Here is a 22,081-nt window from a genome sequence, read left to right as displayed (position 1 = left end):
AATTTGTTTTATGACATCATCTGTTCTTTCTTATTAAGAAACGTGTTAAGCTCAATCAACAAAGTAATAGACAAAACAAACACTAGACCTATTACTATACCTAATAAAGCCCTCTTAAGTCCTGAAACTTTAACCAAAGTCAATTCATCAAAGTCATTAATAAAGTTAAGACTTGAAATAAAAACTAAACTCTTATCAATCGCTCTTTGCCTTTTCATAAAAGATAGTTTTTCATTCATTACTTTAAATGACAAGTCTCCAGTCGTTTTTACCTTATCTTTTTCCTGACCTTGTAATAAAAGCATTTGGTTTGAAGTACTCAGCTTTTGATTCACCTCTTTACTTTCTTTGAACATGATCTCAGAAAGTACTTGATTCATTTCTTCAAGTTCCTTCAGTTCTTTATCTATTTGAGCTTTTTCTTTCAACAGGTTTTCTTGATCCAACTTTTTTGAAGTCAAAAGATATTCACTCTTTTCTAAGTACTTGGTTATACCTTGTTGTAACTTTTCCTTATTTATATCTGGAACTTTTGATTCTATTTCTAAAACAAATGAAGAGCCATGTAAAGCAAAATTTAGCTTTAGTGAATCTATTTTAGCTTCAGATCCTGCAACCTTTTCTATGTTATCATAGATCTTATAGTATTCATCTGAGCTAAATGCCTCTATACGTAATAATTGGTAAGCATCTTCCCTTGATAGATTAAAAATATTAGATAGGTAAACTTTAGACTTTTCATCTTCCGATTCACAATGTTGGTTCAGTTTCTCTATCTCACTTATAAAGTTTGCTCCTTTAAGGTATTCAGATTTAACTAACGCAGAGGTTGAATAAGAGGGGGATTGGATTCGTTTAGTCAAGTAGCCACCTATACCAAAAATAAAAGGAATTACAGCTAACCAAAGTAACCATCTTGATATAAAGTTTTTGGCACTTACTAATAGTAACAAAAACCCTTTTCCCAAGCGAGTTAGCATATTACCTAATAGACTAAACAGTTCCTTTAAGTCTATTTCGTCATCAGTGTTATTTGATTGATATTGCTCCTCCCACCTTTGTTCAGGCGTAATTTTCCCTTTATCAGAAGGGATTTTCTGTTTGATGTTTAACTCAGAAGTCATAATAATGTAAAACGTTGATAGTTAAGAGTATTATTTTTAGCTAATGTCTTGAGTCTTTATTGATTGATATACATATTATTATATATGAGTTAGACAATTCTAGCAATATTATAAATCTCTTAATGTTAGTTAAAAAGTTGTTTGAATGTAAGTAAGAGCAAATAAAGTAAAAAAGAGTATTACATCAATCTTTGTTATTAAGTTTTATTAAAAAAATGATAAAGAATTAACATATACACTAGGAAAACTGTAAGGTGAATAATACCTATACCCATAACACCTAATTCTCCTAGTAACCAATACACTGATAACAAATAACAAGTTGTCACTACAAGTTCAACTATAATTACAAGTCTAATCCTCGCTTTTGCTACCCAATAATTGGTAATAGGCCATGTCAAAAGTCTACACCACTCTCCAAGCAAGTAAAAAGGTAGTATCTCTTTTGCTATTGAAAACGAGTCTGTAAACAGTAAATCAATTAACCAATTCTTAATCAAGAACAGTGATACAAAAAGTATAGCCATAACACTTCCAAGAAAAAGCATTGCATGTTTTATCTCTTTTTGTATTGCTACAGTGTTATGAAGCGAAGACAAGTGAGGAATGTAATAACTGTTCACGACCATATTTGTCATCAAACTGAATGGTAGCATCAGCCTTAAAATAGCCTCAAAATTTCCAGCCGCTTCTACAGAGATCAAATCTGTAAGCATTTTCCTAATAAGGATATCAGAAAAGGCTGTGACATTTAGTACTATTGCCAATAGAGAAAACTGGAATAGCTTTTTGATAAAGTAGGCATCAAACTGTATTCGTAATTGCTTAATAGCGAATAAGCGTTGAGTAAAATAGAAAGTGATAATCAATACAATCAGTTGAAAAAATACATTCCCTAACATTGCTCCTTTAAGTCCTAAATGATAGGTTAATGTTCCGACCAACAATAGAGATGAAATACTACCTGAGATATTGACATATGCAGATGCTTGTACTGCTTTCAAGCCATAAAGTGTTGCTATCAACAACATATTTATGGCATAAAATGGTAGTGTAAAGGAGAATGCTAATAAGATTTCCTTGAACTCTGTATCGCCAAAGATCCACTCTGAAATCTCGTCAGCAAAAAGTCCAAGAGCTAAACTGGTTAACAAACTAAAGACTAATGTAATACTTAATGAAGTACTCAATAGAGCTACCTGTTTCTTATTAGTATTTTTGTATTCTGCTAGATATTTTGATACTCCCCCTCCTATTGCTCCTGTAGCTATACTTTCCAAAAACATAATAAGGCTACGAAGTTGACCTAAAATTGCCAATCCCCCAGAACCGGTATAAACAGCAACTAATTTACTTAAAATGATATGAGAAAGGACTCGAAAGACAGTTGCTATCACTGACCAAAATGAAGCATTCAGTAGACCATTATTTTTGACTTTATTCAGTAATTCTTTATACATCTAACATATCTGTTTACAAGCAATTTTAAAAAAATAGCCCCATCTGTTAAAAATGGGGCTATTTTTCATGTCATATCAAGAATATCTTAATTCAAATACTTCCAATACCAATGGACTGATTCTCTAATACCTTCCTCAAAAGTATGGCTTGGTTGGTAACCTAAAAGCTCTTTTGCTTTATCTATTGATGCCAATGAATGTTTTACATCTCCTTGTCTTGGTGGACCATAACTAGCTTTTAGTGATTTAACTTCAGGCTCAAACTCTTCCAAGTATTTCACTAAAATCTCATATAGCTCATTAAGATTTGTATTTTCACCACATGCGACGTTATAAACCGTATTAACTGCATCAGGATTTTCAGTCAAAGCAGCAAGTTGATTTACTTGAATAATATTGTCTATATATGTGAAATCTCTAGAGTTGTAACCATCTCCATTAATTACCGGCGACTCCCCCTTTATCATAGCTTTTACAAACTTAGGAATAACAGCGGCATAAGCTCCCTCTGCATCCTGTTTCCGGCCAAATACATTGAAGTACCTTAACCCGATAGTCTCAATACCATAAATATCTGAGAATACCTTTGCATAAAGCTCATTGACGTATTTAGTAATGGCATAAGGAGACATTGGATTACCAATTCGGTCTTCTACTTTAGGCAAACCTGGATGGTCTCCATAGGTAGAAGAACTTGCCGCATAGACAAATCGTCGAACTCCAGCATCTTTAGCAGCTGTCAGCATATTGAGAAAACCCGTGATATTAACATCATTAGTTGTTTTTGGGTCATTAATGGAACGAGGTACTGACCCTAATGCAGCCTGATGTAATACAAACTCCACCCCTTCAACAGCTTTTTGACAATCTTCAGGATTTCGAATGTCTCCTTCTATCAACTGAAAATTTGGGTTATTCAGAAATGAGCTGACATTCTCTCTCTTACCTGTTGAAAAGTTATCCAAGCACACTACTTTATTATCTTGTTCCAATAACCTTTCAATCAGGTTAGAGCCTATAAACCCTGCCCCTCCTGTTACAAGTACACTAGTTCCTGAGAGTATTCTCTTCATTTATGTCTGTATCTATCTACTAATAAAAGGCACAACTCTATAATTAGAATTATGCCTTCTGTATTAATTATTGATTTTTTCTTAAAGTCTATCCGTGACTGTATGCTTATCCAACTTCCCTTTTACATCATAAACCACCGTGTGGTCACTTATAAAACTACTCCAATCAAGGTCTTCAAATTCTTTATGGGCTACTGCTAACACTACAGCTTTATAATCCCCGTTAGGAGTCGACGCTAAATTCAGTCCATACTCCTCCATCACTTCATGACGATCAGCATGTGGGTCATATACCTCCACATTCAACCCAAAACTTTGAAGTTCTCGAATTACATCAATTACCTTGGAGTTACGAATATCAGGACAGTCTTCCTTAAAAGTGATTCCCATGATCAATACTTTAGCTCCTTTTTCAAGAGTGCACTTTTGCATCATGAGTTTAACCACCTTATTGGCTACATAGATCCCCATGTTATCATTGATTCGTCTACCTGAAAGAATCACTTGGGGATGGTAACCTAGGCTTTCTGCCTTATGTGTCAGATAATATGGGTCGACACCAATACAATGTCCTCCTACTAATCCAGGTCTGAATGGCAAGAAATTCCATTTTGTCCCAGCCGCTTCTAAAACCTCCAAAGTATCAATGCCAACACGATCAAAGATCAATGCCAATTCATTAACAAAAGCAATGTTGAGATCTCGTTGTGCATTTTCTATCACCTTTGCCGCTTCAGCTACTTTAATACAAGAAGCCTTATGAGTTCCAACCTTTACAACTGTTTTGTACATAGCATCCACAAGGTCTGCTATTTCAGGTGTACTTCCTGAGGTTACCTTTTGAATATTATGTACTCTATGTACATGGTCTCCTGGATTAATACGCTCTGGTGAATATCCACAGAAAAAGTCTTTATTAAACTGCAAACCACTAACTTCCTCCAAAACAGGTACACAAACTTCTTCAGTACATCCAGGGTAAACCGTCGACTCATATACCACTATATTGCCTTGACTTAAGACTTTTCCTACTGTAGCACTGGCCTTTTGAAGTGGAGTGAGGTCTGGTTTTTTAAACTCATCAATTGGTGTAGGTACCGTCACTATGTAGATATCTACATCTTGAAGGTCTTCCAACTGATAAGAATATGTCAATGTCGTTACCGCTGATAGTTCATTGGAAGGTACCTCCCTAGTTTTATCAATACCATTATGTAACTCTTCAATACGCTGCTTGTTGACATCGAAGCCAACTATCTGAAGGTTGTATTTAGCAAACTCCACCGCCAGTGGAAGCCCAACATATCCAAGACCGATAATTCCGATCTTTTTGTTAGTAATTCTTGGATCAGTCATCTCTTAATTGGCTTAATATTTAGTATAGTTAAGGTTATTATCGTTGAAAAAAATCACCTTATCAGAAAGAAAAAGTCTCGATAAGGTTGTCTCATATAGCTTTTAGACAAAGTCCTTACCTTGCTTTTCTTTCACATCATCTACAAATTGCTTGATACGTTGCTCCTGCTCTTTCTCACAGATCAGCAGAACGTTATCATATTCAGCAACGATGTAATTTTGAAGTCCTTGTACAACTACCAATCTATCTTTAGGCGTTTTTACAATGCACTCTCTGGTTTCATAGGTCATGACATTTCCCTGTAACACATTTTCGTCACGGTTTTTATCAGCCTGCTCATAAAGTGACTTCCATGTACCTAAATCAGACCATCCGAAATCACTTCTCATTACATAAACGTTATCAGCATGCTCCATAATGCCATAGTCGATAGAAATATTACGACATTGGAAATATGCTTCTTTTAGCGCCTTTCTTTCCCTTTCGGTATAGTAAGTATCATTCAGTTCTGTAAATGCCTCTGAGATATCAGGTAAGTGCTTCTTGAATTCATTTAGAATTGTCTTGGCATTCCAAATAAAGATACCAGCATTCCAAACAAAGTCTCCACTCGTTACAAATGCCACTGCTAACTCCAGATTTGGTTTTTCTGTAAACGTCTTTACCTTTTTGAGTGGACCTATTGGCTTAGAATCTTCCTGTACCTGGATATAGCCATAACCTGTGTCTGGTCTATTTGGACGGATACCTAAAGTCACCAAAATATCATTGTACTTAGTGGTTTCTAAAACGCCACTAACTACTCTCTTAAACTCAGGTACATCTAGAATTACGTGGTCTGCTGGAGAAACAACAATATTCGCATCCGGGTCTTTTGACGCAATTTTGTAACAAGCATATGCAATACAAGGTGCTGTATTTCTTCTGACAGGCTCTAAAAGAATCTGTTCATCACGTAAAAAAGGGAGTTGAGCTTTAACAAGTTCTAGATAGTCTTCACTTGTAACGATATAAATGTTTTCAGGAGGACAAATCCCATCAAAACGTTCAACTGTCTGCTGAATCATGGTTTTTCCTACTCCTAAAATATCCTGAAACTGTTTTGGGAAATGCTGACGGCTAAATGGCCAGAAACGGCTTCCAATACCCCCTGCCATGATCACCACGTAGTTGTTCTCCATTTTAATAAGCGTTTTTTGATTAATGAATTGGGTTAAAGTCAGGTATAAGATACTTGGAGTCAGATTTGTATCTAATACCTTATTTCTGAAATTTTGACTATATAAATCTTACATCTGTGACTGCCTCATTGCCAAGATACTTGTTGATCATCTCCACGATCTTATTTCTGGACATTGTCAACTCATTTTTCAATGGAGCAGAATTAATCTTGATATAAAGGATTTTCTTCTTCACAAATACTTTTTCTGTACGGCTAGCAATTGTTCTCCCCATAATTTTCTCCCATGAACTCATAATCACAGCATTATTATAGCGAGCTTCCATCTTGAATGACTTCACAATATCATTCATTACATCTTTTACAGAAGTTGGCTCATGCTTCTTAGGAGTAAAATTGTACTTTCTGAAGCGGTATTTGATTTTATTGCTTTCCATTGTTTTAGTATTGGAATATAGGCATGTAAGATTCTTAGGCAATTTCTTACTCTAATGTAAGAATTTCGAGATCAACGAAAAATTATACTTCGCTGAAAAAATTTAAGTTTTATAATCTTAAATCAAGTTGTACTACTACCCTCCTGTGTTATTTCAGATACATTCAGATACTGTACCTCTATATCGATATGCTCCATCAGCCTTTTGGTACGCTCAGGTCGTGCATCTGTAATAAAGATTTGTCCAAACTGATGCTCTGTTACCATTTGCAATAGCTTACTGATTCGAGCATCATCGAGTTTATCAAAGATATCATCCAACAACAACACAGGTTTAATGCCTGTCAACTGGTATATCAGTTCAAACTGAGCTAGTTTTAAAGCAATCACAAAAGACTTTTGTTGCCCTTGAGACCCATACTTTTTTAAAGGGTAACCATTAATCCTAAAATCGTAATCATCTTTATGGATACCTTTCGTAGTTCTTTGCAACAATAGATCCTTCTGAAGCGAACCAAAGAAATTTTCTTCAAATGACGTTTCTCCTACTTCTGATTTATAACGCATGGAAACCTCCTCAGCCTCATCCGTAAGATAGCTGTAAAACTTCTCAAAGCTTTCTTTTAAGTCATCCGCAAACCTCTTTCTGACACTGTAGATTTTCTTCCCCAATTCCAACATCAGTATGTCATAAGGCTGTAACAGGTCCTTATCCAATTGATGGGGAATGTCAGCATACATTTTCAGTAAGTTATTTCGCTGTTTCAGTACCTGATTATAACGGATCAGGTCATTGAGATACTCACGATTAGCTTGAGAGATGATACTATCAAAAAACTTGCGGCGTTCTTCACTGCCTTCCCGCACAAGGTCAGTGTCATTTGGCGCTATCAGTACACAAGAAAAACTTCCTATATGTATGCTCAGCTTTTCATACTCCTTTTTGTTGAGCTGAAATGACTTTTTACTATTCTGATATCCACAATGCACTTTTGATAGTTTACCTTCCTTCTCAAAAATTCCCATCACCATAAAGTACTTTTCCTTATGACGAACATTTTGAGACTCTACACTACTGAAAGCACTTCGGGTCATACACAGATAATAAATAGCATCAAGCATATTTGTCTTACCACAACCGTTAGGTCCTACAAGGCAATTGATTTCAGGCGAAAAGGTAATATGTGCCTCCTCATAGTTTTTGAAGTTCATCAAGTTCAGTTGCTGCAAGTACATGCCATTCATTCTTTTTAGTGATCCAAGATCAGCAAAGCTACTCAATTTCAAATCGAGAAGCGAGATCGCCTTATCATCATAACTGATTTAGGATAAAGACAAGCAAGAAGTACGTATTGAGCGTAACTGCAGAGATAATATTAAGGAGCATTGTTGACTCAAAATTGGCTTTCTGTTGGTCCTTCCACACTTCTCTAGCCCATTTAATAAAATACCCCATTACAGGCATCAGTGCTACAGCAAACCCTGCGGCAATCCTTCTATCAAAGTAATTAAGGTAATACCAAGCAAAACCAGCTGTAGCTAAGCTAAAAAACAGCATTGTGAAAATGAACGTCCCTCTAATTCCCAACATGATACTGATTGTTTTATCACCTCTACTACGATCTTCCTCATGTTGATAGATTTGCGTCATAGGGTATGAACCAAGTAGCAATAGAGAACTCAATACGGCTGGTATAAGTACTTTCAAAGTCAAAATATCCTGATCAGGAGCTACTGCCATTACAGTCATCAAATAAGTGAAAGCTCCTTGAAAAACACCTACTGTCAACCACCCTATGATAGGATACTTCTTAAGTCTAATGCTATCATAACTGTACGCTTTGGAGATCATTCCGTAAATAAATAGCATCAGTGCAAAATTGAGGCTTACCAAGAGTCCTAATAGAATAGCACTTACATCAAATAAAATTGAAAGAAGCCAAAGGTCCTGAGTTACTTTTGGTGGTTGTTTGAGTCCTCCAATACTTCCTTCATCTCTGTCATAATAAGAATTGTAAGCATTACTGGCTGGATATAGAAAGAGGTGAATAGCGACAAATGCCATCCAGAAATTAAACCATTCTATTGTTACTACACTACCTGCCGCAAAAAGAAATACAGGCATCAGAAAAAAAGAAAAAGGCACCCTAAGATGCAACAATGAGGATTTTGTAAACATATTCATCAATTTGGGGTTATTCAGACTGCCTACCTATACTTCTGAACCAATTATCATTTACCGATTCAGGTAATTATGCTAACTTTGGGTGCTATTTAGCAAGGGTACTTTATAAGCCATATCCATGGCATAAACGGATATTAATATTCCGTGATAGCAAATTGTAATTCCTGCCAATACTAAACTACTAAAAACAATGTCAGTACATAAATCAGACATCAAAAAAGTCACAACTCACCAAATCCAAGCAATGAAGGATAGAGGTGAAAAAATTTCGATGCTTACTGCCTATGATTATTCAATGGCTAAGATTCTGGATTCTGCAGGTATCGATATCATTTTAGTGGGTGACTCTGCCTCTAACGTGATGGCAGGAAATGAAACAACTTTGCCTATTACCTTAGATCAAATGATCTACCATGCATCATCTGTAGTAAAGGCTGTAGATAGATCACTGGTTGTTGTTGACCTTCCTTTTGGTAGTTACCAAGGTAACTCATCAGAGGCACTTCGCTCTACGATTCGCATTATGAAAGAGTCAGGAGCGCATGCTGTTAAGATTGAAGGGGGTGCTGAAATCAAGGAATCTGTACTGAGAGTTTTGACTGCTGGTGTTCCTGTTATGGGACATTTAGGACTTACTCCACAATCAATTTATAAGTTTGGTACTTATACAGTTAGAGCCAAGGAAGATGAAGAGGCTGAAAAGCTGATCGCAGATGCAAAACTATTGGAAGAGTGTGGTTGCTTTGCTATTGTCCTTGAAAAAATCCCTGCCAAACTAGCCAAAAAAGTAGCTGAGGTAGTTTCTATTCCTGTTATTGGAATCGGAGCTGGTCCTGATGTTGATGGGCAAGTATTGGTAGTGCATGATATGCTTGGAATCACAAAAGACTTTAAGCCTCGCTTCCTAAGAAGATATGCAGACCTTGATAACATTATGACTGATGCTGTAAAGGCTTATATCGACGATGTGAAAAGTAATGACTTCCCTAACGAGAAAGAAAGTTATTGAATCAATAATTAAGGCTTTAGAAATGAGGCTTGAGATTCAAGGTACAAGATAAAAATCTTACTACTCACGTCTCAATTACCTGTCTTAAATCTATTGTCTCAATATATTATATATGAAACGATTGGATATCATCTACGAAGATAATCACCTGATAATGGTCAACAAGCCTTCTGGGGTTCTGGTACAAGGAGACAGTACCGGAGACGAGCCGCTTGTTGAAATGGTGAAGAAATATATCAAAGACAAATACAAGAAGCCTGGCGCTGTATTTCTCGCTCCTGTACACCGTATTGACCGTCCTGTAAGTGGTTTGGTAGTATTTGCACGTACTTCCAAAGCTGCAGAAAGAATGGCTAAAATCTTTCAAGACCGTAAAGTCAAGAAAACGTATTGGGCACTTGTAAGCAACCGTCCACCTGAAGACGAAGCCAAACTGATCAACTGGCTCAAGAAAGATCCGGAGAAAAACAGAACACACTGTTACGATTCTGATAGAAGAGGTGGTAAAAGAGCAGAACTGGACTATAAGTTTTTAGGGAAAGTAGGTAGTCACTACCTATTGGAGATCAATCCTCTTACGGGCCGTTCTCATCAGATTAGAGCTCAGCTGGCTAAAATTGGTTGTACCATTAAAGGAGATGCTAAATACGGAGAAAAAGTCCGCAACAAGGATGGCAGTATTAACCTGCACTCTAGAGGCATTGAGTTTGAGCATCCAGTTAAAAAGGAGCTGCTAAAAGTAAAAGCTAAGCTTCCAAAGAATGACATCATTTGGCAAAACTTTGCTCATTTGGGATAAAAGTAAAAAAGGCTCACAGAATTAATGTGAGCCTTTTTTGTCTAAACCTTATAACCATTTGATTAACATATCCAGCATTTTCCCTTTCTGTTCGGTATAAGGCGGATAAAACAGTTTGATACCTGTAAAGCCCACTCTCTGTTTCAAGACACTTCGCTGATTTACAAATTCCAAGAAACCATAATACCCATTACCTTTCCCTATGCCACTATTATTAACTCCTCCAAAAGGTAGATTTGGGTTAGCCAATTGCACTAGACAATCATTGATACAAGTAGAACCTGCTGTTGTATTTTTTATAATTAATTCTGTCAATGTTCTATTACGACAGAAAAGGTAAAATGCCAATGGCTTTTCGCCTTCAGCTACAAACGATAAAGCTTCTTCTGTTTCTGTATATGTCATTATGGGAAGGACTGGACCAAAAATCTCCTCCTTCATAACCTGCATATCAGGCGTTACATTTGTAAGTATTGTTGGTGCTATGTATTTGGTTTCCAAATCCACTTCACCTCCATATACAACATTAGCCCCCTTATCTACTGCATCATCTATAAGGTTTCTGAGTCTATAGAAGTGCTTCTCATTGATGATTCTTGCAAAAGAAGTAGACTGTTTCACTCCCCTCCCTTCAGGATCTTGAAGAATCTTTATGGCTTCCTTCAACTTTGGAAGCAGCTCATTCAGCTTATTTTCTGATACCATCAAGTAATCAGGTGCAATACACGTCTGTCCAGCATTGACCATCTTTCCCCACATCACCTTTGCAGCTGTATCTTCCAAATCTGCTGAGTCATCCACAATAACAGGAGACTTTCCTCCTAGCTCAAGTGTAACAGAGGTCAAGTGTTTTGCAGCAGCTTCCATCACAATCTTTCCTACCTGAGGACTTCCAGTAAAGTAGATATGATCAAATTTTAGTTTCAGTAACTCTGTTGATACATCAATACCTCCTTGTATCACACATACCTCATCCTTAGGAAATAGATTCCTAAGCATTTTTTCGATAAACAATGATGTATGTGGAGTCAATTCAGAAGGTTTTACCATAGCACAGTTCCCTGCCGCAATCGCATAAATCAATGGACCTATTGTCAGGTAAAAAGGATAGTTCCAAGGTGCCAATATCAAAGCTACTCCTTTAGGCTCAAAATAAACCTTAGAGCTACTTCCTAACATTGCAAGAGGAGTACTTACTTTCTTGGGTTTGAGCCAGCCTTTAAGATGCCTGATAGTATGCTTAATATCCTTACTGACTGTATAGATCTCCGTCAAAGCAGTTTCCTGAAAAGGTTTTTGGAAATCATTGTAAACTGCCTGTTCCAGGTCAGTTCGATGGTCAAGCATATATACGAGTAACCTCCTGAGTTTGGCGACTCGCTCTTTTACTGACGATAACTTTACCTCTGGGGCTTTTGATTTTTGCAGTTCAAATATCTCTTTGATCTGAACTGCACTTAGGGTTGGTGTAGTGGTTATCATATGTTGGTGTTTTATTGGGTTTTCAAGTACTTTCTAAGATAGTCTTTGAACTTGAAGAGGATATCAGTTGAGTAGAGATAAGTTAAGACAACAGTTAGTCATTTCAAATTCCAAACGAGGGTAATAATGGCTTATAGTTTTCTTTCAGATATGTAAAGTAGGCAGGGAAGTCACTATTGAATTTGGTTTCAAACTCCTCCTTAAACTGGTTCTGTTTTTCTCTATAGCGTTTATATCCCATAAAAAAGGTGTTATTAGGTGTGAAGTTGTCAAAATACTTGTAATAAGCCTTGTTGTTGAACTCCACATCTTGAATCCCTTCACATATCTGTTTAATCATTGCGTCTTTTTTCTGCTGTTTAACTGCTACTGCTGTACCCTCATCAAAAGACTTATACAATGAGTCCAAACGCTGAGTAGAAGCCAATATATACGCTGAAAAAGCCTGACTGTCTCCTTCCCTGTACATATACTCCTGGTATTCTTTAGACTCTTTACCAAACTTGTGAAGTAAGAACATCTTTGCTCCTTCATCTCCTACAAAATCCGCAAGGTTTTCATTATAAGTCACACTGTTTTTTACATACAATGTACCGTGTGTCAATTCATGGATAATCAATTGTGTCAGACTTCCTACACTTCTATCCAACATACTTGAAAGAACAGGATCATTCAATACACCCAATGTAGACCATGCGCTTACCTGCCCGATTCGAATATCCCAATCTTGCTTTAATTTTTCGGCCTCCTGTTTAACTAACTCCTTATCAAAAAAACCTTTATAAGAAAAACTACCCACCAATGGGAAAGTCCACTCCTTTGCTTCTAACGCAAATGGTTTACACGCTGTCACGGTCCACAACAATGGTTCTCCCTTTTGGTCATACATTTCAGTATAACTTCCCGATTTATTCAAACCGATTGAATCAACTGTAAACTGCCTGATTTCCTGAATAAGCCTGAGTTTTTCTTTCTTCTCTTCTGGAAAGTTTTCATCATTCAGGAACTTATCTATAGGTTCTGCATTCATAATGACATTTAGCTGTCCTTTTCCTTGCTGAATACCATATATCACTGCTTTGTAATTCCAAACCAAGAAAACAATTACTACAGCAGCTATTCCCCATAAAATCCTCTTTATAATACTTCCTGTGTATTTCATCTGTGATTGATCAATGTGTGCTATTTAATGGAATCCAATGAATCAAATAGTAAAATATAAAGATTGAAATGTTGTCTTATTTATTTTAATATAATTAACGAACAGAACCATATAAAGTCCATAACTTATTACTGATAGAAAGCCCCTTACTCTACCCAAACTAACTACCTCTCACAGCGCTATCTTTATAACTAATACTATGAAAAATTTACAAACAGTCCTGATAACAGGAGTTGCAGGATTTATTGGTTCTCACCTATCAGAAAAGTTATTGAAAAATGGTTATCGAGTAATCGGATTAGATAACTTTGACTCATTTTATTCCCGTTCACTTAAAACACAAAACCTTCATAACAGCTACTTATATCCACATTTCCAGTTTTTTGAATTGGATATCACTGACAAGAAATCCCTCTACCACCTTCCAAAATTTGATATAGTTATTCACTTGGCTGCCAAAGCCGGTGTTCGTCCTTCTATCAAAAACCCTTCAGCCTATATTCAAACCAATATTCAGGGTACCAACAACCTCTTGGAGCTAATGAAGGAAAGGCTATGCTACAAAATGCTTTTCGCCTCTTCATCATCCATTTACGGCAACAGTAAAAGTTTCCCATTTTCTGAAAGTTTATTTGTGGGAGAACCCATTTCGCCTTATGCCTTTACAAAAAGAAGCAATGAGTTGATGAACTATACCTACCACTCCTTATACAAAATGGATATTATCAACTTACGTTTCTTTACTGCCTATGGTCCCAGACAAAGACCCGATTTAGCTATTCACAAGTTTGTGCATAAAATAAAAAATGGAAAAGTAATTGAAATGTATGGAGATGGTACTTCGGCAAGAGACTACACCTATGTTGAAGACATTGTAGAGGGAATATGCAGGGCTATGCTCTACTTGGAAGAGCACAACAATGTTTATGAAATAATAAATTTGGGAAACAACCATTCTATCTGTCTTTCAGAAATGATTAAGACAATTAGTGAAGTTGTAAATGAGGATGTTTCTATCAAACAAATTGAGATGCAAGCCGGTGATGTAGATATTACTTGTGCTGATATTACAAAAGCTAAAACACTATTGGGATATCAACCCAAAATCTCTTTCAAGAAAGGTATTAAAAAGTTTGTTAGGTGGTATGAAGATACATTTGTTGAGTATCAACTAAAAAACAAAACCCCTTACTAATAGTATAGTAAGGGGTTCTTAAGGCTTTATTATTTAATCAGCTTTTTTACGTCTGACATTTCCATAACCGCATTCATGATACCCTCATGGTCAAATCCTGCATATCGCTGTAATTCGATTTGAGTACCTTGCTCTACAATCTCGTCAGGAATACCCAAACGTTTTAACTGAGCAGAATAACCATTGTCCAACATCCATTCAGCTACTGCACTACCAAATCCACCCATAATACAGCCATCTTCCACTGTAATGACTTTACTATAGTTTGTAAATACTTCGTGTAGCATTTCTTCATCCAATGGCTTTACAAATCGCATATCATAGTGGGCAGGGTTCAGACCAGCTTCCTTAAAACGGTCTCCTAAATCCACTACATAGTTACCGATATGACCTAATGTCAAGATTGCCACATCCTCACCTCCTTTGATTTTACGACCTGTACCAATCTTCAGTTCCTGCATGGGTGTTCTCCATTCAGGCATCACACCTTGTCCTCTTGGATAGCGGATACTGAATGAACCATCCTTGTATTTTGTCGCTGTATACATCAGGTTTCTCAACTCAGCTTCATTCATTGGAGCTGAAACAACCAAGTTTGGAATACAACGCATATAAGCAATATCATATGCCCCGTGGTGTGTCGCACCATCAGCTCCTGCAAAACCTGCTCGATCCAAACAGAATATAACAGGTAACTTCTGAATACAAGCATCATGTACCACCTGATCATATGCACGTTGCATAAATGATGAGTATATATTACAGAACGGAGTCATACCTTCAACTGCAAGTCCTGCGGCAAATGTTACAGCATGCTGCTCTGCAATGCCCACATCAATTGCTCTATCAGGCATCTCTTTCATCATAATATTCAATGATGAGCCAGATGGCATTGCAGGTGTTATACCCATTATTTTCTCATCCTGCTTAGCCAGTTCCAAGATGGTATGGCCAAATACATCCTGATACTTTGGTGCCTGCGGTACTGTGTGGACAGTCTTTTTGATCTCTCCTGTCACTTTATCAAACTTACCTGGCGCATGCCATTTAGTTTGATTCTCCTCAGCAGGTTTATATCCCTTACCTTTTGTTGTTACACAATGTAATAACTTAGGTCCTGGAATGTTTTTAAGGTCTTCCATCACACTTACCAAGTGGTTGATGTCATGACCATCCACTGGACCAAAATAACGCAGTCCAAGTGCTTCAAAAAGGTTGCTCTGCTTCAACACAGCAGACTTTAACGAAGTCTCCAATGTAGATGCTATCTGCTGTGCGTGTGGACCTACTTTTTTCAGTTTGCCCAATATATTCCACACCTCTCCCTTCATCTTGTTATAAAGCGGAGAAGTCGTGATATCTGTCAAATAATCTTTTAATGCGCCAACATTAGGATCAATTGACATACAGTTATCATTCAATACAATCAACAGGTTTGAATCGGATACACCAGCATGGTTCATAGCTTCAAAAGCCATTCCTGCTGTCATAGCCCCATCACCAATCACTGCAATATGTTGTCTGTTATGCTCACCTTTCTGTTTAGAAGCTACAGCCATCCCCAAAGCTGCGCCAATTGAAGTTGAAGAGTGCCCTACTCCAAAAGTATCATACTCGCTTTCATCTCGTTTTGGAAAACCAGAAAGTCCACCATACTGTCTGTTAGTATGGAATTGTTCACGCCTTTTGGTAAGGATCTTATGCCCATAAGCCTGATGTCCCACATCCCATACAATACGGTCATACGGTGTATTGTATGCATAGTGAAGTGCCACAGTCAGTTCAACAACACCCAAGCTTGCGCCAAAGTGTCCGCCGAATACTGAAACGTGATCTATAATATACTGTCTAAGTTCAGTACAGACATCGTATAGCTTGTCTGCCTCTAATTTTCTCAGATCTTCAGGGGTATCGATCTGAGCTAACAATTGACCAGGTTTTATGAGCATATTGGTTAGAAAAAGTTATAATCCGAGTTTTGTTTGCAGTTTTTCAACCTGTTAAAGAAAGGCAAATATAACATTTTGCCAATAATGAACCTGTTTTAAAACAACCAAAATTTACTATTGTTATCCAAAACAATAGTTCTCGAACTTCTCAATCATATCAAAATCAAATAATTAACTCGCAACTTACTATAATTGAGAGTAAAATATATCATCTCTTCAATTATGTTACGATTGTCTTGGAAACTTCGTGATGTAAGAAAATGTTTTGGTTATACTTTTCAAGATTAAATCCAATTTTCTTGTACCCTACTCAACTTAATAACTACCAATATTCCTATAACTTGACCTGTTACATATTTGTGTACAGAAAATTCAAACACGATGTGAATAGCATTTGAGTTCAACATAAAAAAACAACCCCATAAAGTCTTTGACAACTTATGGGGTTCTCTTTTTGGTATAAAAACGTTCTCTTCTACGTCAATAATACCTTCCAAGCTTCCATTATTTTATCTCCATCGAGCAATGTTCTAGCTAAATCATGTGGGTGTCCAGATACTGTAAAACTCTGTACCTGCTCCAATTCTTCTAATGTTGGTATCTTTTCCACATTTGCTAGCTTTCCAAGATTGTTTCCTGTCAGTATCGGGCTTTCCTTTATTTCTTGAGGTAACTTATCTATACCTATTCCTAATGTAGTAAGAGGTTTTTCTACTTCAAATAAAGCATCTCCATTAGCTCTTACATACCAATTACCTCCCATCCTTCCAACAGGATCTAACTTGAGTGTATCTACAATTCCACTCTCATCAAGAATGTCCTCACTAAAATGCGCTCTTTGTACTTCACATACAATCAAGTTTCCAGCACCGCCTTCATTACCCAATTGAATTATATCAATTACTTTACACTCAAATTGGGCAGGTGATTCTGCTACTCTAGGAGGCTTAATCGTCTCTGATGGTAATTCAGTAAAACCTGACTTTAGAAACTCATTGATCCCTTTTGGGTATTCTGTACTAGAAAGTGACATCTGCTCTACCATATTGTAAGTAACAATATTGATAACCACTTCAGGTACTTCCAGTACATTTTCCAATGTATGTTTAGTAGTATTATCCCTAACCCTCCTTGCTGGTGAAAATACCATTACTGGAGGATTAGCACTAAACGCATTGAAGAAGCTAAATGGACTCAGGTTTACATTACCATCTTTGTCAATGGTACTAGCAAATGCAATAGGTCTTGGCGCTACAGCCCCTAACATATTGCGGTGAAAAGCTCCTGTACTTACATCTTTAGGGTTGATGGTTTTCATGTGTTCAGTTTATGTGTTTTATGTAGTCTGTGTATATGTAAGGTCAGTATTTGTGCTATTAAAACTCATTTAACTTTTGTCCTACATTCCAACGGATGGCCAAGTTGGTGTAGCTTGTATTGTAAGGAGTTGCCATCTCTTCAATTGACTGTTTTCTATAAATATACTGAAGGTCTACAAAGAAGTTATGGAAGAACTGGTATGATACATTAGCTTCAGCCATCAGTGTTTTGGAAGCTACTCCTTGTCCTGTTTTGTTTCCGTATTCCTGTACTCTTGTTGTATAGTCACGGAAGATATCATCTCCCCAGTTTTCTGTCTCAGTGCTTAAGCCTTGCTCAACATAGATCCCTTTTAATCTAAAGTTAAATTTGGGAAGGCTAGAAGGTTGGTATCTAACCATACCAATAAACTCTTTCAAGTTGGCTCCTAAAGGATGTGCCAATGGCTGCTGGTAATGATGATAACCTCCTGCTATGCTACTTGAATTCTGGATGTTCTGGAAATGTGAATACATATAGGGTTTTACAATATTAATCTCACCTTGCAGATCAAGGTTACTAACCTTGAAAGCATCTATATACTTTCCGCCCATTTGTATTGCAAACTTGTTAGCATACCAACCAGACCCTTTGAACAATTCTTTAAACTGAATATCATCAATAGCTAACTGACCGTATAACTGTAAACAGTTAAATATGTTCCATTTCAAGTCAGCTCCTAGAATTACACTGTCACCATCTCCTAAATCATGCTCCAAGGATCTATAAAACATGATAGGGTTCATATATGCCAATTCGATACCTCCACCTTCTCTTGCATACATAACAGACTCATAAAAACCGATATTCAGGTTCTTCAGTATGTTGGCACTCAAATGATGAAAGGCCAAATACTTTTTAGGTAATACTTGTCCATCTCCTTTATCATTATCTGCCATCATCTGTGCAAAGATGTTGGTATAGTTCAGTTTCCAGACTTTTGTATTCAGTTTAAGGAAAAGGTAATCATTACTATTATCTGACAAAATCATGGAGCGGTAACCATCCCCTATAAAATTTTTGTCGTACCCGAATTGAGCATTGATACTTTCACTGACAGCAAAGGTGATGTATCCCCTTCCTGTAAAATATTCCCTTTGGTCATTGCCATCTCCACTAGGCAACCATCTTCCTTCTCCTGCAATTGCTCCTTGTTTCTGAATATCACGTTCCACATAAGCAGGAAACCTCATCAGGTTGTCAGCAGCATAAAAGTAAAACCCAATCTTATTATCCAGTGAGCCTTGTACTGTTACACCTCTTGTATTATAAAAAGTGAAACTGTCAGATTCCTTATCCGAACCAATCATGGTATACAAAACAGGATTTGCACGAAGCACCAAATTTTTGGTCTTTACATGGTACAGGTCTGTTTTTTTCTTATAAAAATAAGTGAGGAAAGGTTTTTCAGCATCTGCTACAGTACTATCCGATATCCATTGCCAGTTATCTGCCTTCAAATAATCTAAGTTGAACTTATCTGCCATTGAAAGTGTATGCCCAGCCTCTTGGTACTGCTCGATAAAAGTTGCAATGTCAGCTCTTGAGTAGGGTTTGCTAATACTGTGAAAAGACTGTGAAAACGTCTTTTGTTTTATCTCATAACGATCCAGTAGGTTATAATAATCCTTGTTGTAAGGTACCAGATCGCTCTGTCCATAAGAGTAGCCACATAACGCTATTCCTATGATAAGTGAAAAGAATCTTTTCATTTAATTGGTTTTAGAAATAAAAAAATTGCGAAATATGTTATTGGTTCTTTTTCTGTTCTTTACGGTATTTAGCATATCTGAATGCGGCCAAAACAAATGATAAGGCTGAGATAAGAAAAGCTTCTTTATCCAAACCCTTGTCAGCATAGTTATAGATGCCTAATACCAAAAAGACGATACCTACCAGAAAAAAAATCAAGCTTATATTGAGCGATAGTTTTCTTTTATCCATGACTTATGTTTGTTGTTTATATATAATACTTTCCAAATACAGGAATGTTGTTTGGATGATTCACTAATCATATAATACAAAAAAAGCAGTACCATTTCTGATACTGCTAATTTATATAAGTTCCTGTAATCTTAGCAGGTTACCTTACTGTACTTCCTTCTGTTACCTGTTTTGTTGGCGAAATAAATGACAGTGAACCGTCTTTATCTTCTGCCATCAGGATCATTCCTTCAGATTCGATTCCTCTAATCTTTCTAGGGGCTAAGTTAACTAGAACACTAACTTGCTTACCAATGATCTCCTCAGGTGAGAAGTGCTCAGCAATACCACTTACAATCGTTCTCTTATCAATACCTGTATCAACAGTCAGTTGAAGCAGCTTCTTTGCTTTTTTCACTTTCTCTGCTGCAAGGATGGTTCCGATACGGATATCCATCTTCATAAAGTCATCAAAAGATGTTTCGTCCTTTTGTGGCTCTACAGCTTGTTGACTCAGTTTTGTTTGTTCAAGCTTTTCGATTTGAGCATCAATTACAGCATCCTCAATCTTTTCGAACAACAATTCAGCTTTTCCGATTGTATGTCCTGTTTTGATCAAGTCTGCATCTCCAGATAGGCCCCAATCCAATACATCCATTTTCAGCATTTGCTGAATTTTTTCAGCAGTGTTTGGCAACAATGGATACATCACTACTGCAAGATTGGCTGTAATCTGAATAGCAATATTCATGATGGTTTCTACTCTTGCAGGATCAGTCTTTACCAATTTCCAAGGCTCAGTATCTGCCAAGTACTTGTTTCCAAGTCTAGCAAGGTTCATCATTTCAATCTGAGCTTCCTTAAAGCTGTAAGACTCTATAAGTTTTTCAATCTTGGCAGGGAAAGTACTCATTGCTTCCAGCACCTCTTTGTCATAATCAGACAACTCACCTCGTGCCGGTACAGTACCGTCATAGTACTTATTAGTCAATACCAATGCCCTATTTACAAAATTACCCAAGGTGGCTACCAGCTCGTTATTGTTTCTTTCCTGGAAGCCCTTCCAAGTAAACTCAGAGTCCTTGTTCTCTGGAGCGATCGATGTCAACACATATCTTAGTACATCCTCTTTTCCTGGGAATTCATCCAGATATTCATGCAACCATACAGCCCAGTTTCTTGATGTTGAAAGTTTTGCACCTTCCAAGTTCAGGAACTCATTTGCAGGAACATTATTAGGCAATACATAATTGCCATGTGCTTTAAGTATGATAGGGAAAATGATACAGTGGAATACGATATTGTCCTTACCAATAAAGTGCACCAGTTTTGTATCTTCTTTCTGCCAATAGTCTTTCCAATCTTTACCATTTGCAGCAGCCCAATCCTTAGTTGCTGAGATATAACCAATTGGAGCATCCAACCATACATAAAGTACTTTACCTTCTCCACCCTCTACAGGAACAGGTACACCCCAATCAAGGTCTCTCGTCATAGCACGAGGCTGTAGCCCTTGGTCAATCCAAGATTTACATTGCCCCAATACGTGTGTTTTCCATTCTTTTGGATCGTGGTGTTGTTCTCCTTCGAGTTTTCCATCTACAATCCATTCTTTGATCCATTCCTCATGATCATTCATTGGTAGGTACCAATGCTTGGTCTTTTTAAGAACAGGTTTTTCGCCAGTAATAGAAGACTTAGGTTCAATGAGGTCAGTTGGGCTCAATGAAGTACCACACTTCTCACACTGATCGCCGTATGCACTATCATTGCCACATTTAGGACATGTACCTACAATGTAACGGTCAGCCAAAAACTGGTTCGCCTTTTCATCATAGTACTGCTCAGATTCCTGAATTGTAAAGTAACCTTTATCATTCAGTGTTGTGAAAAACTCCTGAGCCGTTTCACAGTGTGTTTGAGAGGATGTTCTATCATAAATATCAAAGGCAATTCCGAAACGCTCAAAAGCTTCTTTGTTGATGCCATGATATTTGTCTATGATATCTTTAGGTGTAACACCTTCTTTCTGTGCTTTAATGGTGATAGCAGCTCCGTGCTCATCACTACCACAGATAAAAGCTACATCTTTACCCCTTTGTCTTAATGACCTAACGTATATATCTGCAGGAAGGTAACATCCAGCTATATGTCCAATATGCAATGGGCCATTAGCATATGGAAGTGCTGCAGTGACCGTATGTCTTTTATATTTATTATCTGACATTGTGATTTTCGTATTAAGCTCTTTGTATTCAAGTTGTCAGCGCTTTCGCTCAAGCCGTAAAATTAAGAAACTATTTGCTTCTTGCAGGGATATTATCAACAATAAATGACATAATTGGTTGAACTGCTTAACCAATAGTGAATAACTTTGCAGAAAATTCG

The 22,081-nt window shown here is 37.0% G+C and carries 18 protein-coding genes; 3 read left to right on the top strand and 15 right to left on the bottom strand.

The features are described from left to right. Positions 1-8: 8 nt before the first annotated feature. The 8 genes from V6R21_RS28965 to V6R21_RS28930 form a co-directional block, all read right to left on the bottom strand. The gene (locus V6R21_RS28965; RefSeq protein ID WP_334246989.1) at positions 9-1,124 is read right to left on the bottom strand and encodes a hypothetical protein; all 1,116 of its coding nucleotides are present in this window, start codon (positions 1,122-1,124) and stop codon (positions 9-11) included. Between the two features lie 197 nt (positions 1,125-1,321). Continuing rightward, positions 1,322-2,584: an O-antigen translocase gene (locus V6R21_RS28960; protein WP_334246988.1), complete on the bottom strand. Its 1,263-nt coding sequence runs from the start codon at positions 2,582-2,584 to the stop codon at positions 1,322-1,324. 86 nt (positions 2,585-2,670) lie between these two features. Then, entirely contained in the window at positions 2,671-3,657 is a 987-nt protein-coding gene (locus V6R21_RS28955) for an SDR family oxidoreductase (protein WP_334246987.1), read from the bottom strand. 81 nt (positions 3,658-3,738) lie between these two features. Beyond that, a complete protein-coding gene (locus tag V6R21_RS28950) occupies positions 3,739-5,013 on the bottom strand; it encodes a nucleotide sugar dehydrogenase (protein ID WP_334246986.1) in 1,275 nt (424 codons plus the stop codon). A gap of 102 nt (positions 5,014-5,115) precedes the next feature. Beyond that, positions 5,116-6,195 carry a mannose-1-phosphate guanylyltransferase gene (locus V6R21_RS28945; protein WP_334246985.1) on the bottom strand — a complete coding sequence of 360 codons (1,080 nt, stop codon included), beginning with the start codon at positions 6,193-6,195 and terminating at the stop codon, positions 5,116-5,118. A 97-nt stretch (positions 6,196-6,292) separates the two neighbouring features. Further along, positions 6,293-6,631, bottom strand: coding sequence for a DUF721 domain-containing protein (locus V6R21_RS28940; protein WP_334246984.1), 339 nt, complete (start codon positions 6,629-6,631; stop codon positions 6,293-6,295). Positions 6,632-6,753: 122 nt separating this feature from the next. Further along, complete coding sequence (gene recF, locus V6R21_RS28935) at positions 6,754-7,866, bottom strand: DNA replication/repair protein RecF (protein ID WP_334246983.1); 1,113 nt, start codon at positions 7,864-7,866, stop codon at positions 6,754-6,756. 76 nt (positions 7,867-7,942) lie between these two features. Continuing rightward, entirely contained in the window at positions 7,943-8,815 is an 873-nt protein-coding gene (locus tag V6R21_RS28930) for a UbiA family prenyltransferase (RefSeq protein WP_334246982.1), read from the bottom strand. Between the two features lie 190 nt (positions 8,816-9,005). Here V6R21_RS28930 and panB point away from each other — a divergent pair, with 190 nt between their 5' ends. Both panB and V6R21_RS28920 read left to right on the top strand, forming a co-directional pair. After that, complete coding sequence (panB, locus tag V6R21_RS28925; protein ID WP_334246981.1) at positions 9,006-9,824, top strand: 3-methyl-2-oxobutanoate hydroxymethyltransferase; 819 nt, start codon at positions 9,006-9,008, stop codon at positions 9,822-9,824. 112 nt (positions 9,825-9,936) lie between these two features. Then, on the top strand, positions 9,937-10,623 hold the full coding sequence (locus V6R21_RS28920; protein WP_334246980.1) for an RluA family pseudouridine synthase: 687 nt from the start codon (positions 9,937-9,939) through the stop codon (positions 10,621-10,623). 48 nt (positions 10,624-10,671) lie between these two features. On the opposite strand, the gene V6R21_RS28915 is transcribed toward V6R21_RS28920, so the two are convergent. Continuing rightward, on the bottom strand, positions 10,672-12,120 hold the full coding sequence (locus V6R21_RS28915; RefSeq protein WP_334247612.1) for an aldehyde dehydrogenase family protein: 1,449 nt from the start codon (positions 12,118-12,120) through the stop codon (positions 10,672-10,674). Positions 12,121-12,208: 88 nt separating this feature from the next. Beyond that, positions 12,209-13,267 carry an aminopeptidase gene (locus V6R21_RS28910; RefSeq protein ID WP_334246979.1) on the bottom strand — a complete coding sequence of 353 codons (1,059 nt, stop codon included), beginning with the start codon at positions 13,265-13,267 and terminating at the stop codon, positions 12,209-12,211. Positions 13,268-13,466: 199 nt separating this feature from the next. On the opposite strand from V6R21_RS28910, the gene V6R21_RS28905 reads away from it, so the two are divergent. Further along, positions 13,467-14,462: a GDP-mannose 4,6-dehydratase gene (locus V6R21_RS28905; protein ID WP_334246978.1), complete on the top strand. Its 996-nt coding sequence runs from the start codon at positions 13,467-13,469 to the stop codon at positions 14,460-14,462. 29 nt (positions 14,463-14,491) lie between these two features. Here V6R21_RS28905 and dxs read toward each other — a convergent pair whose 3' ends face one another. The 5 genes from dxs to metG form a co-directional block, all read right to left on the bottom strand. After that, positions 14,492-16,411: a 1-deoxy-D-xylulose-5-phosphate synthase gene (gene dxs / locus V6R21_RS28900; protein WP_334246977.1), complete on the bottom strand. Its 1,920-nt coding sequence runs from the start codon at positions 16,409-16,411 to the stop codon at positions 14,492-14,494. Between the two features lie 475 nt (positions 16,412-16,886). After that, entirely contained in the window at positions 16,887-17,729 is an 843-nt protein-coding gene (locus V6R21_RS28895; protein ID WP_334246976.1) for a flavin reductase family protein, read from the bottom strand. Positions 17,730-17,787: 58 nt separating this feature from the next. Next, positions 17,788-19,482, bottom strand: coding sequence for a hypothetical protein (locus V6R21_RS28890; RefSeq protein ID WP_334246975.1), 1,695 nt, complete (start codon positions 19,480-19,482; stop codon positions 17,788-17,790). Positions 19,483-19,519: 37 nt separating this feature from the next. Further along, complete coding sequence (locus V6R21_RS28885; protein ID WP_334246974.1) at positions 19,520-19,714, bottom strand: hypothetical protein; 195 nt, start codon at positions 19,712-19,714, stop codon at positions 19,520-19,522. A gap of 139 nt (positions 19,715-19,853) precedes the next feature. Next, positions 19,854-21,920: a methionine--tRNA ligase gene (metG, locus tag V6R21_RS28880; RefSeq protein WP_334246973.1), complete on the bottom strand. Its 2,067-nt coding sequence runs from the start codon at positions 21,918-21,920 to the stop codon at positions 19,854-19,856. Positions 21,921-22,081 lie beyond the last annotated feature (161 nt).

The organism is Limibacter armeniacum, from assembly GCF_036880985.1.
Taxonomy (GTDB): Bacteria; Bacteroidota; Bacteroidia; order Cytophagales; family Flammeovirgaceae; genus Limibacter; species Limibacter armeniacum.
The sequence above is the reverse complement of the archived record's forward strand: the minus strand, read 5'-3'. Positions and strand labels throughout refer to the sequence as shown.